This window comes from Mycobacterium sp. UM_WGJ (genome assembly GCF_000455125.1).
GTDB lineage: Bacteria > Actinomycetota > Actinomycetes > Mycobacteriales > Mycobacteriaceae > Mycobacterium.
The window spans coordinates 329,444-342,538 of sequence record NZ_AUWR01000008.1 but is presented as its reverse complement, the minus strand read 5'-3'; the positions used below and the strand labels follow the sequence as shown (position 1 = coordinate 342,538).

The window sequence follows — 13,095 nt, the reverse complement described above, 5'->3', positions numbered from 1 at the left end:
CGCTGGTTGCGCACAGTCTGCGGTTGATCCACAGATCAGTGTGGATCGAGCACTGAGCGAGCCGGAGGGACCGTGCCGGCGCCTACCGTCGGCGCATGGCACCAGAACCACCCGCAGAGCGGCTGCAGCGTCGGCTCGGACTGCTTCCGGAACCCGACTGTGGTGAGCGCACCGCCGACACCGACGACGACCATGACCAGAATTCGTTGCTGCCGCATTGGCTTCCGGACGGCGCGGCCGACGCGGGCTGGCTTGGCAAAGTGCGGGCCGACCCAGGCAAAGCTGCGGCGATCGCCTTGGCGGTGATCGCCGCGGTGGCGGTGCTCATCACGGTGTTTACCGTGCTGCGTGATCAGCCGGCGCCCGTGCTGAGCGCGAAACTGCCTCCGGTGGAGATGGTTTCGACAGCCGGCCCGCGCACCGACGAAGCGGCCGCCGGCGCCGCGGCACCGACCGCCGAGCAGGTCGTGGTCAGCGTGGTCGGTCTGGTGCAGAAGCCGGGCCTGGCGACGTTGTCGCCCGGATCGCGCATCGCCGATGCCCTGACCGCGGCCGGCGGGGCCCTCGACGGTGCGGATACGGTCGGACTGAATCTGGCCCGGCCCTTAGTCGATGGCGAACAGATCGTGGTCGGTCTGGCGCCGCCGGCGGGACTGCCGGTGCTGGGCAGTTCGGTGCGTGCCGGCTCACCGGGACCGGCAGCACCCCGCACCAGCACGGTCCCCACCGGTCCAGAGCCCCACCAGGAACCGGGCGAGCCGGTGAACCTCAATACCGCGACGGTCGAGCAACTCGACGCCCTGCCCGGGGTGGGGCCGGTGACCGCGGCGGCGATCGTGGCCTGGCGCGACAGTCACGGGAAGTTCACCCGCGTCGATCAGCTCGGCGACGTTGACGGAATCGGCCCGGCGCGCCTGGAGAAGCTGCGTGCCCTGGTTCGTGTCTGAGTGTGACGTCGCCAGCGACCGAACCGGCGCCGACGGCTCGCCTCGACGTTCGGCTGGTGCCGGCGGCGGTGGTGGGCTGGCTGATCACCGCGGCCGGCATCCAGTGGCAGATCGGCGGCGTGCTGGCCGTGCTGTGTGCCCTGCTGGCTGTGGCCGCGGGCGTGCTGGGTCGGTCCGCCGGACGGCGGGGGCACCCGGGCCGGCGGTTGGTGGGTGCGGCGATTGCCGCGGCATCGATGGCGGGTGCGGGCTTCGGATGGGCTGTTGCCTTGCGTACCGCCGCCGTCGAGCACCACCCGATCGCGGCGTTGTTCGGCACCACCGCGGCGGTGACGGTCACCCCGAATGAGAGTCCACTGCCCGCCGGCGCCCGGCGAGTGATGTTCCGGGCCACCTTGCAGCGCCTCGACGACGCCGTCGCTTCGGGCCGGGTGCTGGTATTCGCCTCCGGCGTCGAATTCGGCGAGGTGATGGTCGGCCAGTCGATGACGTTCCGCGCCAAGGTCGCCCGCCCAGCTCGGCGGGATCTGTCGGTGGCGATGCTCACCGCCAGCGGCGCTCCGGTGCGCGGGCAGCCCGGGCCCGTGGCGCGGGCAGCGCATCGGGTTCGGGCCCGGTTCGCGGCCGCCGCCACGCGAGTGCTGCCCGCCGAGCAGGCCCGGATGCTGCCCGCGTTGGTGCTCGGCGACACCACCGCGATCACGGCCGCCACCGGCCGGGACTTTCGGGCCGCGGGGTTGACGCATCTGATGGCGGTCTCCGGGGCCAACGTGACGATCGTGTGCGGTGCGGTGCTGTTTTCAGCGCGGCTGGTCGGGCCGCGGGCCGCCGCGGTACTGGCCGGGGGCGCCTTGGTCGCATTCGTGATCGTCGTGCAGCCCACCGCCAGCGTGTTGCGGGCGGCGGTGATGGGCGCCATTGCGCTGTTGGGCGTGCTGTCAGCGCGCAACCGCCAGGCGGTGCCGAGTCTGGCGGCCAGTGTGCTGGTGCTGCTGGCGTTGGCCCCGCACCTGGCCGTCGACGTCGGTTTCGCGCTGTCGGTGGTGGCCACCGCGGCGCTGGTGCTCCTCGCGCCGGTCTGGACGGCCCGGCTGGAGGCGCATGGCTGGCCTCGACCGCTGGCCGCCGCGGTCTGCGTGGCGTGGGCGGCCAACCTGGTCACCGCGCCGTTGATCGCCGGTATCTCCGGCCGGCTCAGCCTGGTCAGTACAGTGGCCAACCTTGCGGTTGCGGCGCTGGTCGCGCCGATCACCGTGCTCGGCAGCGCGGCCGCGGTGCTGTGCGGGTGGTGGCCGGCAGGCGCCTACCTGTTGATCCGTTTCACCGGACCGGAGTTGTGGTGGGTGTGCCGTGTCGCACGCTGGGCGGGCGGACTCCCCGCCGCCACCGTGCCGGTGCCGCAGGGCGCAGCGGGCGTCGTCGGGGTCGGCGCAGCAGCAGTCCTGGTGGTGATCTGTTGGCGATGGCGGTGGTGCCGCCGGGTGCTGGCCGCATTGGGGCTGTGCCTGCTGGCGTGGTCGGCCGCGCAGGTGTTGACCGGCTGGGCGGGAGTCGGTGCAGCGTGACACGATTGGCGGGTGAGCCAATCGGTTTCGCCACTGCATCTGATCCTCGGGGACGAGGAACTGCTGGTCGAACGGGCCGTTGGCCAGGTGCTTGCCGGGGTGCGGGCGCAGGCCGGCAGCACCGATATCCCGGTTGACCGGTTGCGTGCCGGTGAGGTCGAGGCGGGCGAACTCGCCGAGCTGCTGAGCCCCTCGCTGTTCGCGGACGAACGGGTGGTGGTGCTCGAGGCCGCGGCCGAAGCAGGCAAGGAGGCGGTGGCGCTGATCGCTGCCACGGCCGAGGATGTCCCGCCGGGCACCGTGCTGGTGGTGGTGCATTCGGGTGCGGGTCGGGCCAAGGCGCTGGCCGGGCAGTTGCGGGAACTCGGCGCCGAAGTGCACACCTGTGCGCGCATCACTAAGGCCGCTGAGCGTGCTGACTTTGTGCGTGCCGAGTTCCGCGGGCTCAAGGTCCGGGTCGACGACGCATGCGTGACGGCGCTGCTCGATGCGGTGGGTTCGGACATCCGCGAACTGGCCTCGGCCTGCTCGCAGCTGGTCGCGGACACCGGCGGGCACGTCGACGCCATCGCCGTGCGCCGCTATCACAGCGGCAAAGCCGAGGTGAAAGGGTTCGACGTCGCCGATCGGGCGGTCGTGGGCGACCTCGCCGGTGCCACCGAGGCTCTGCGCTGGGCGATGATCCGTGGCGAACCGCATGTGGTGCTGGCCGACGCGCTGGCCGAAGCGATTCACACCATCGCGCGGGTGCGGGCCAAGTCCGGTGACCCCTACCGGCTGGCCGGTGACTTGGGCATGCCGCCCTGGCGGGTGCAGAAGGCGCAGAAGCAGGCCCGGTTTTGGTCGCCGGGAACGATAGCGGCAGCGGTGCGGCTGGTGGCCGCCCTCAACGCCGACGTCAAGGGCGCCGCTGCCGACGCCGACTACGCCTTGGAGGCCGCGGTACGCGGCGTCGCCGAGTTGGCCGACCGCTGATCCAGGCAACACGAAGGCCCCTGTTCCGGGTGGAATCAGGGGCCTGCGCTTGCGGGCTATCCGCTAGGTCAGAGCTGGTTGAGCGCCTTCGCCAGCGCCGACTTCTTGTTGGCGGCCTGGTTCTTGTGGATGACGCCCTTGCTGGCGGCCTTGTCCAGCTTGCGGCTGGTCGAGACCAGCAGCACGCCGGCCTTGTCCTTGTCGCCGGCGGCGGCGGCCTCGCGGAAGGCACGGATCGCGGTGCGCACCGCCGACTTCACCGACTGGTTGCGCAGCCGGGCTTGCTCGTTGGTCCGGTTGCGCTTCACCTGCGACTTGATGTTGGCCACGGAGTAATTCCTTCGCAAAAGCTTGAGTTGGGTTTGCCTCCCGAGGCGGGAGCAACAGCTGTTCAGGGTACCAGCTGGTTCGGTAACTCCCCAACTCGCCTCAGCTGCGGGCGGTCACCTCGACTCGGTGCAGGTCGTCGCCGAGTTCGATCGGCCCGTCGAACTCCGCGGCGGCCAGCGCCCGCCACTGCTCTTCCTGCCCGGGCGCGATGGCGGGCACATAGTGGGTCAGCACCAGAATGCCCGCCCCGGCCCGTTTGGCGGTCGCGGCAGCCTGGGCCACCGAGGAGTGGTAGTCGCAGATATCGCGGATGCGCTGCTGGGGCAGCAACGCGATGAGGTCGCTGCGGATGACGGTGTGCACCAACGCACCGGCTCCGGCCGCCAGCTCGTCGAGGCTGTCGCAGGGCACGGTGTCGCCGGCCATCACCACCGAGGCGGTCCCGGTGTCGTCGGAGTGCTCGATTCGGAAGCCGATGGTAGGTGTCACCGGCCGGTGGTCGGTGGGCGCCACGGTGATCCGCACCTGGTCGCGGTCCCAGACCAGTCCGGTGGTGTATTCCTGCACGTCGACCGGGGGAGGGGCGGTCAGATCGTCGTGGTGAGCAATGCGGTAGCCGATGTCGTGACCGAAGGCGCGCAGAGTCGCCTCAACGACCTCTGCGGTGCCCGGTGGTCCGATGACTGGCAGCGGCGGAGCGTCGGGCGTGAAGGTGGTGACCCAGCGGGTGATCAGTAGGTCGCCCAGGTCGGCGATGTGGTCACTGTGCAGGTGGGTGAGCAGCAGCGCCGACAGACTGCTGGCCGAGGCCCCAGCCGCGGCCAGACGCTGCAGAACACCGCGTCCGCAGTCGACCAGCAGTTGCTGGCCCCCGGCTCGGATCAGGGTCGACGGGCCGGCGCGGTTCGGGTCGGGGATCGGACTTCCGGTGCCCAGCAGGGTGATCTCGATCGTCATGACGTCACATATGCCACAGATGCCGCCCGCGCGCCACGGGATCGGCCGAGTTTTGCTTTCGGCGCCCCCTGTTCGGCCAAATGGCCTAGCCTGGTGTGAAGCAGATCACTGCGGCGGGAGGCTTCGATGCGGATCGCGGACGTATTACGGAACAAGGGTGCGGCGGTAGTGACCATCCACCCCGATGCCACGGTCATGGAGTTGCTGGCAGGCTTGGCTGAGCACAACATCGGGGCGATGGTGGTGATCGGACATGAGGGCCTGGAGGGGGTGGCCTCCGAGCGTGACGTGGTACGCCAGCTGCACGTCCACGGCGCCAGTCTGTTGGCTCGGCCGGTGTCGGCCATCATGACCCGCCTGGTGGCGACCTGCGCCAAGACCGACACCGCCGACGAGGTCAGCATGTTGATGACCGAGCACCGTGCGCGTCACATACCGGTGCTCGAAAACGGCCGGTTGGCCGGGATCGTCAGCATCGGCGACGTCGTCAAGTCTCGAATGGAAGAGTTGCAAGCCGAGCACGAGCAACTGCGCGACTACATCGCCCAGGGCTAGCCGGTTGCAGCGTCAGCTCCACGCGTAGTCGCTGCGCAGTCGGGCTGCCACCACATCGAACGCCGAACGCTCCAGAATGGCGCCTTCGCGCCGGATCGACTCCTCGGGCACGTCTAGCACCCGGTCAAGCCGCACCCAGCTGACCCGGTGAGCGTCATCCCAGCTGCCCGCGCCGATGCCGACCCAGTTCGGGTCCTCGGCATGCCGTTGCCTGCTGGACAGCATCAGGCCCAGCAGCATGTTGCGGTCGCGGCCGACGACCAACACCGGCCGGTCTTCTCCTTGTAAGGGCCCCTGGCCCGCAATGTCCTCGTAGGCCACCCAGGTCCAGACGATCTCGCCGGGGTCGGCGCGACCGTTGAGGTCGGGGGCGTAGACGAGCCGGCGTGCCCGGTGCGCGGTGGGAACACTGCTGTCGGTCACTGGACGGCCGGCGGCGATCTCCGTAGCCGGCTCCGAGGTCGCGCCGCTGAGGATGTCCAGACCGATCTTGATGCCCTGCTCGATACCGCGCTGGATGCGCTGCTGTACCTGCGGTGCCTGCTCGAGTTGGCGGATGAACCGTGGGGCTTCGTTGAACACCAGGTTCTCTGCGAATCGCTGCACCGACTGCCATGGGGTCTTCCGCGGGGAAGCCATGCTCGCAGCATAGGCGAAACCCGTTTCTGGCACTGGTTTCCGGCCGCCGCGACGCCGTCTCAGCGGCGGCGTTTCCTTGACGCCAACGTAACCAAAAGGCACAGGAATCTGTACGAAAACTGAAGCGCCACTTGTGTTGTCCGCAGAGACCCATCGGCGTACGGTACGGGAATATTGATTAACCGGGGGCTTCTTTTCACCGGGCCGGCGCAGCTACATCCGGGGCGTCAGCCGGACGGAAGATCTCAATCGGGGAGTGGAAGTCGCCGAAAACTGCAGTCTGGGGAGGGTCTTGGCTTTCCTCCGGGGGTGCTTGAGCTGGGGTAAGTCACCGCCCGGAACGGCATGTACGGCAACGCGTTCGCCGGCAGCTGATGCCTTTGGCTGAGTCGGGGGGTGATCGCCCGGGTCTTCTTATGCACCGAGGGGCTATCAGGAGGTATATGGATTTGCGCAACTATCACGCAGCGTCTACATCGCAACCGGAGTAGTGAAACTGACAGAGCCCCTGTGGCTTTCAGTGAGGGGGCCGGGGGGCTCCTGGGGCGGACTACCGCCCAAAGAGACATCGCGAAAGGCATTGAACATGAACATGCGCAAAATCGTCGTCGTCGGTGGCTTCGCCGCCGGCGCGGCGTTTGTCTTGGCGCCCTTGGCCTCGGCCGACACCGACCCGTTGGCGCCGGTCGTCACCAGTGAGATCGGGACGATGAACTTTCTGTTCGGGACCGACACCTTCCTGGCGGGCGTCCCTTCCACGGACGTCACCGTGGGTCCGCAGGGCTTCGACATCATCAAACCGGCGGCGGTCTCGACGGTTCAGGACAATGGCACAACCCCGTTCGCTCACCTGGTCTACGGGTTCAATCCGTTCGAAGCCGGACTGGCCACCGACCCCGGTGCCTACAGCGTCTTCAACGGTGCGATGGTCCCGTTCGACGACGGCATCAACTCGCTGCTGTACGCGATGATGAACAACGGCGCCGTGCTCGACTGGGACGGCGGCACCGGCGACCTGTTCGGCGGGAGCAGCATGGAGGCCATCGCCAACGGCGCCGACACCGGCTGGGCGGAAGCCATGAGCTATTTCCAGTTCGCCTGGGGCGACCTGCTGGGCTACTTCGGCGTCTTCGACTCCTAGCCGCCGCCCGAAGCCGAACCCCCGGAGGATCGTCTCCGGGGGTTCCGTCGGCTGCGGCAGCGTCGGGCCGGTCGTTCACTTGAAAATTTCCTCATCATCCAACGCTGTGTAATGCGCCGCCCATTTTGTGGTCCATGAAACGCGCCGACGTGCGTAAATCCCGCTCACTGCGGGCCCAGCATGGGGCAAGGACTCGAGGAAACCAAAGTGAAAGTGAACATTCACTTGCGTTAGTCACAGGTGCTTGTTAGATTTAACCCGGCTTACAGCAACGTTGCTGGGGGGAGCCGCCGGTGGGGACGGGAAAATTAGCCGCCGGCCAGTATGTAGGGGATTTTGGGGGATCAACATGCGTAAATTCGGCGTGATCGGCAGTTTTGTCGCTGGTGCGGCACTCGCGTTGGCGCCGTTGGCGGCCGCCGCCGACGAGGAGACCGACAACCTTCCGGACTTCAGCAACATCCTGTTGGGTCAGGTTCAGTCGATGAACTGGCTCTTCGGAGCCCAGGCCTCGGCGTCGGGTGTCGACAGCGACCTGATCACCCCCGGCGCGCCCACGCTCGCTGACCCGCTGTCGTTCAGCACCATTTCCGCAGACGACTTGGCGGATAACGCGACCTTCGCGGCCATGCTGTTCGGCCCGAATTGGGAAAGCGAAATGTCTTCGGACCCGGGCTCCTACAGCTTGTTCAACGGTGCGCTGACGCAGTTCTACGACGCCAGCAACGTCTTGTTGTTCGCACTGATGACCGGTGGTGACGAGATTCAGCTCGAAGACGCCGGCAACTACCTGTTCGGTTCGGAAAGCGGGATCATCGACGGGCTGGCCGGTGACGGCGTCTTCGCCGACTTCACCAATTTCTTCGAGGCCGGCCTGGCAGATCTGGGCGGGTACTTCGGGTTCGGGCTCGACATGTAAACCGGTGCTAAGCGCAAACCCCCGGGACTGGGTCTCCGGGGGTTTCGCCTTGCCGGGCCTGGCCTCTTCCGAAGTCCACCTGGAGCCGGGTGGGCCACCTGCTCGGCTCCAGGGTGTGCGGTTCACATGCGACGGCGCCGGCGGGGTGGCCCCGGGCCGGTGCGATTGGGTCCGCACCGGCTCGACTCGATACCCTGGTAACGCCACAACTCGCCTCACCAGGAGATCCCCATCAGCAGTTTCGCCGACCAGACCTTCACCGCGCCGGCGCAGATACGGAACTTCTGCATCATCGCCCACATCGACCATGGCAAATCCACCCTGGCCGACCGGATGCTGCAGCTCACCGGCGTCGTCGACGACCGATCGATGCGTGCCCAGTACCTGGACCGAATGGACATCGAGCGGGAACGCGGCATCACCATCAAGGCGCAGAACGTTCGGCTGCCCTGGACGGTCAAGGACGACCCGGAGACGGGCCCGCGTAACGGAGCTGAAGCCGGCGACTACGTGCTGCACCTGATCGACACCCCCGGTCACGTCGACTTCACCTACGAGGTGTCGCGCGCGCTGGAGGCCTGCGAGGGCGCCATTCTGCTGGTCGACGCCGCCCAGGGCATCGAAGCCCAGACCCTGGCGAACCTGTACCTGGCGCTGGACCGTGAGCTCACGATCATCCCGGTGCTCAACAAGATCGACCTGCCCGCGGCCGACCCGGAGCGTTACGCCGCGGAACTGGCCCACATCATCGGGTGCGAGCCCGAAGACGTGCTGAAAGTCTCCGGTAAGACCGGCGAAGGCGTGGCCGAGTTGCTCGACGAAGTGGTGAAGCAGGTGCCGGCGCCCACCGGCGACGCCGACGCGCCGGCACGGGCGATGATCTTCGACTCCGTCTATGACATCTACCGCGGAGTGGTCACGTATGTCCGGGTCGTCGATGGCAAGATCACCCCTCGCGAGAAGATCGCGATGATGTCCACCGGTGCCACCCACGAGCTGCTCGAGGTCGGCATCGTCTCCCCGGAACCCAAGGCCACCAAGGGCCTTGGCGTGGGCGAGGTGGGTTACTTGATCACCGGTGTGAAGGACGTGCGTCAATCGAAGGTCGGCGACACCGTCACCACTGCCCGGGGCGGGGCCACCGAGGCGCTCACCGGATACCGCGAGCCCAAGCCGATGGTTTATTCCGGGCTCTACCCGGTCGACGGGTCTGACTACCCGAACCTGCGCGAGGCGCTGGACAAACTGCAGCTCAACGATGCTGCCCTGACCTACGAGCCGGAAACCTCGGTGGCATTGGGCTTCGGCTTCCGGTGCGGCTTCCTGGGCCTGCTGCACATGGAGATCACCCGAGAGCGGCTGGAACGCGAGTTCAACCTCGACCTGATCTCAACCTCGCCCAACGTTGTCTACCGGGTGATCGCTGAAGACAACAGCGAGATCGTCGTCACCAACCCGTCGGACTGGCCGGAAGGCAAGATCCGCACCGTCTTTGAGCCGGTCGTCAAGACCACCGTGATCGCCCCGAGCGAGTTCGTCGGCACCATCATGGAACTGTGCCAGTCTCGCCGTGGGGAACTCGGCGGCATGGACTACCTCTCTCCGGAACGTGTCGAACTGCGCTACACGATGCCGTTGGGCGAGATAATCTTCGACTTTTTCGATTCGCTGAAGTCGCGCACGCGGGGCTACGCCAGCCTGGACTACGAAGAGGCCGGCGAGCAGGAGGCCGACTTGGTCAAAGTCGACATCCTGCTGCAGGGCGAGGCGGTGGACGCGTTCAGTGCGATCGTCCACAAAGACTCGGCTTCGGCCTACGGCAACAAGATGACCACCAAGCTCAAGGAACTGATTCCGCGTCAGCAGTTCGAAGTTCCGGTGCAGGCCGCGATCGGCTCGAGAATCATTGCCCGCGAAAACATCCGGGCCATCCGTAAGGACGTGCTGTCCAAGTGCTACGGCGGTGACATCACCCGTAAGCGCAAACTGCTGGAGAAGCAGAAAGAGGGCAAGAAGCGGATGAAGACCATCGGCCGGGTCGACGTGCCGCAGGAGGCGTTCGTCGCGGCGCTGTCGACCGACAGTGGGGGCTCTGCCGGGGATAAGGCCAAGAAGTAGTGGCCGTCCGGGCAGGCGCAGTCGCGGCGGGCGCTGCGGCAGTCGCGCTGTTGGCCGGTGGGTGCACCACGGTGGTTGCCGGAACCGTCCGGCCCGCCCCCGGATTGGCGCCGACGCCCGTGACCGGGATGGCGGTCCGTCAGGTCCTGCTCGACGACTCAGAGCTGTCGAAGCTGACCGGCCGGCCTTTCCGCAGTGATCTCACCCTGCCGCCGCGGTTCGGCGGCCTCGACGATCTGCCCGACGCCTGGGCATCGGCGGAGCCGGGAGACTGCGTCGGTGCAGCGGTGGGCGGCCAGCGCAGCGTTTACAGCGTCGCGACGGTGCGCGACGTGGCCCACGAGTTCTGGGACAGCTCAAGCGACGAGGATTCGCCGCTGACCGGGGTGGCCGAGGCGGTGATCGCGCTGGACAGTTCCGCAGACGCCGACGCGCTCTTCGAGAAGTTCGCTCAGCAGTGGGGCAGCTGTGACGGGGTAGTGGTGACGCGGGACAGCGGGACTGACGACGAGGCCAGCGGTGAGATCACCGACGTCTCCGACCAGGACGCGGTATTGGTGGCCACGGTGCGAACCAGCGTGGATGGCGAGGCGGGACTACGGGTTTCGCGGGCGCTCGCGGCGCGGGTGAACTGTGTCGTCGATGTCGACGTGTTCTGGTTCGTCGACGAGGAGGAACACTCGGGGGCGCCACCTGCGGGGGACAGCACCGCCGCTGACCTGGCCCGCGCGATGTTGGACAAGGTGCGCAACATCAGCGGGTAGAGGCGGGACCGGCGTGACAAGCGCACTACATCGGCGCGTTCGCGGGCTGGAAACCGCCGGTGGAGTCGGCCTCCTCCTCGGCCCGAATCACGTGGACGACCGCGTTGATCAGCGCCAGGTGGGTGAAGGCCTGCGGGAAGTTGCCCAAGTGCCGGCCGGTGCGGGGCTCGATCTCCTCGGCGTAGAGATGCAACGGGCTGGCGAACGACAGCAGCCGCTCACACAGGTGCTTGGCCCGGCTCACCTCGCCGATCTCCACCAGTGCCGATACCAGCCAGAACGAGCAGATGGTGAAGGTGCCCTCGGCGCCGGACAGCCCGTCGTCGGTCTCCTCGGTGCGATAGCGCAGCACCAGGCCGTCTTCGGTGAGTTCTTCGGCGATCGCCATGACGGTGGCGCGCACCCGCGGATCGTCGGCCGGCAGGAAGCGGGTCAGCACCACCAGCAGCAACGATGCGTCCAGTGCGGTGCTGCCGTAAGTCTGGGTCAGCACGCCGCGGGAATCCACTCCGTTGGCCAGCACGTCGGCCTTGATCTCCTCGGCGATCGCCCGCCACTGCTTGGCGTAGGAGACCGCGCCCTGCAGTTCGGCCAGTTTCGACCCGCGGTCCAGCGCCACCCAGCACATCACCTTCGACGAGGTGAAGTGCTGCGGTTCGCCGCGCACCTCCCAGATGCCTCGGTCGGGTTCGCGCCAGTGCTTGATGGCCTCTTCCACCTGACGTTTCAGCACCGGCCACAGGGTTTCTGGGATCTGCTCGCGAGACTTGGCGTGCAGGTAGACCGAGTCCAGCATGGTGCCCCAGATGTCGTGCTGTTGCTGGTTGTAGGCGCCATTGCCGATTCGCACCGGACGGGCGTTGTCGTAGCCGGACAGGTGGTCCAACTCCTGCTCGACCAGTTCATGCTCCCCGCCGACGCCGTACATCACCTGCAACGGGTGTTGTTGTCCGTTGTTCACGCCGGACACGTCGGCGATGAACGAGAAGAAGTCGTCGGCCTCGCGGTCTAGGCCCAGTGTGTACAGGCCCCACAGCGTGAATGCCGAGTCGCGCACCCAGCTGTATCGGTAGTCCCAATTCCGTTCGCCCTGAGGCGTTTCCGGCAGCGATGTGGTGGGCGCAGCCAGCAGTGCCCCGGTCGGCGAGTACGTCAGACCCTTCAGCGTCAGCGCGCTGCGCTGCAGGTACGAGCGCCACGGATGGTCGGGGAAGTTGCCGATGTTGATCCATTGCCGCCAGCATTCGGTGGTGTTCCACATCTTGTCTGCGGCTTCGGCATAGCTTTGCGGCGCGGGGTGTTTCGACCAGCTCAAGGCCACGAAGACGTCATCGCCCTCGGTCAGCCGGGTGCGGGCCCGGGCTTCACGGCCCTCCAGTCCCAGCCGCAGATTCGTTGTCAATCGCAGGGTCGGATGGGCATCCGGATTCTGCCGGGCCCGCGCGATCGCCTCGCCGTAGGCGTTGGCCGAGTATTCCCAGGTGGCGCTGGTGCGGTGATAGTCGAACGCCGGCTCGCAGCTCATGGTCAGCTCGACGGTGCCACTGACGCAACGCACCGTGCGCAGCAGGATGTGCTCGGCGTCCCAGTCGGTGGGGGTGCGCCGGTGAGTCTGCGATCGTGCGTCGATGTCGTGCCATTTGCCCATCACCAGCGCGTCCCGCACGATCAGCCAGCCGGTGTGGGTCTGCCACGTGGTTTCCATGATCGGACTTCCGGGCAGGTAGCGGCGGGCCGCGGGCACCGACACCCCGTAGGGCCCGAGCCGGAAATGTCCGGCGCTGCGGTCCAACAGCGCACCGAAGACGCTGGGGGAGTCCGGGCGCGGCAGGCACATCCACTCCACCGATCCCGCTGCCGAGATCAGGCAGGTGTTCTCGCAGTCCGACAGAAACGCGTAGTCGGCGATCGGGGGAAACGGATTGCGGACCGAACTCGGTGTCGCCGCATACGGCACTGGGGCGGTCGCCGACAACGGGGGTGGCGTCGGAGCCGCGGTGCTGGTGCCTCCGGTGGACGCGGGGGTCTCCGAGGCGGTCTTGGCGGGTGCATCGCCCGGCGGGGTGTGCAGGTCCATGCCGTCATCATCTCTGGCGGCATGCCGCACGTCTACCCGGATCGGCCGATCGTGGCTCCGGCCGCAGGCTCGCCACGGCCACGGCGGCGACCCGCTTCGCCGCACTTG

General features: G+C 67.5%; 11 protein-coding genes and 1 pseudogene. 8 read left to right on the top strand and 4 right to left on the bottom strand.

The genetic code is table 11. The annotated features are described in order from the left end of the window. The first annotated feature begins 95 nt into the window (after window positions 1-95). From N416_RS0103465 to holA, 3 genes are read left to right on the top strand one after another with little or no spacing between them, the layout of a single operon-like run. Window positions 96-947 (top strand): ComEA family DNA-binding protein, encoded by an 852-nt coding sequence (locus tag N416_RS0103465; protein WP_024440741.1) that lies wholly within the window; start codon window positions 96-98, stop codon window positions 945-947. 2 nt (window positions 948-949) lie between these two features. After that, window positions 950-2,512: a ComEC/Rec2 family competence protein gene (locus tag N416_RS0103460; protein ID WP_046302084.1), complete on the top strand. Its 1,563-nt coding sequence runs from the start codon at window positions 950-952 to the stop codon at window positions 2,510-2,512. 12 nt (window positions 2,513-2,524) lie between these two features. Then, on the top strand, window positions 2,525-3,487 hold the full coding sequence (gene holA, locus N416_RS0103455; protein ID WP_024440739.1) for a DNA polymerase III subunit delta: 963 nt from the start codon (window positions 2,525-2,527) through the stop codon (window positions 3,485-3,487). 68 nt (window positions 3,488-3,555) lie between these two features. Here the strand turns inward: holA and rpsT are convergent, their stop codons facing one another. Both rpsT and N416_RS0103445 read right to left on the bottom strand, forming a co-directional pair. Next, entirely contained in the window at window positions 3,556-3,816 is a 261-nt protein-coding gene (gene rpsT / locus N416_RS0103450) for a 30S ribosomal protein S20 (protein ID WP_024440738.1), read from the bottom strand. Between the two features lie 100 nt (window positions 3,817-3,916). Next, window positions 3,917-4,774, bottom strand: coding sequence for a ribonuclease Z (locus N416_RS0103445; RefSeq protein ID WP_024440737.1), 858 nt, complete (start codon window positions 4,772-4,774; stop codon window positions 3,917-3,919). 126 nt (window positions 4,775-4,900) lie between these two features. On the opposite strand from N416_RS0103445, the gene N416_RS0103440 reads away from it, so the two are divergent. Beyond that, window positions 4,901-5,329 carry a CBS domain-containing protein gene (locus N416_RS0103440; RefSeq protein ID WP_024440736.1) on the top strand — a complete coding sequence of 143 codons (429 nt, stop codon included), beginning with the start codon at window positions 4,901-4,903 and terminating at the stop codon, window positions 5,327-5,329. Window positions 5,330-5,341: 12 nt separating this feature from the next. On the opposite strand, the gene N416_RS0103435 is transcribed toward N416_RS0103440, so the two are convergent. Further along, window positions 5,342-5,968 carry a type II toxin-antitoxin system PemK/MazF family toxin gene (locus N416_RS0103435; protein WP_024440735.1) on the bottom strand — a complete coding sequence of 209 codons (627 nt, stop codon included), beginning with the start codon at window positions 5,966-5,968 and terminating at the stop codon, window positions 5,342-5,344. Window positions 5,969-6,554: 586 nt separating this feature from the next. On the opposite strand from N416_RS0103435, the gene N416_RS0103430 reads away from it, so the two are divergent. From N416_RS0103430 to N416_RS0103410, 4 genes and pseudogenes are all read left to right on the top strand, one after another. Further along, complete coding sequence (locus N416_RS0103430; protein WP_024440734.1) at window positions 6,555-7,109, top strand: hypothetical protein; 555 nt, start codon at window positions 6,555-6,557, stop codon at window positions 7,107-7,109. Window positions 7,110-7,458: 349 nt separating this feature from the next. Next, window positions 7,459-8,028 (top strand): hypothetical protein, encoded by a 570-nt coding sequence (locus N416_RS0103425; protein ID WP_231383968.1) that lies wholly within the window; start codon window positions 7,459-7,461, stop codon window positions 8,026-8,028. Window positions 8,029-8,192: 164 nt separating this feature from the next. Further along, window positions 8,193-10,146: pseudogene (gene lepA / locus N416_RS0103415) on the top strand (translation elongation factor 4). After that, window positions 10,146-10,910, top strand: coding sequence for a sensor domain-containing protein (locus tag N416_RS0103410; RefSeq protein ID WP_024440731.1), 765 nt, complete (start codon window positions 10,146-10,148; stop codon window positions 10,908-10,910). Before lepA ends, N416_RS0103410 begins: the two are co-directional and overlap by 1 nt. Before the next feature lie 25 nt (window positions 10,911-10,935). Here the strand turns inward: N416_RS0103410 and N416_RS0103405 are convergent, their stop codons facing one another. Next, window positions 10,936-12,987, bottom strand: coding sequence for a glycoside hydrolase family 15 protein (locus tag N416_RS0103405; RefSeq protein ID WP_024440730.1), 2,052 nt, complete (start codon window positions 12,985-12,987; stop codon window positions 10,936-10,938). Between the last annotated feature and the right edge of the window lie 108 nt (window positions 12,988-13,095).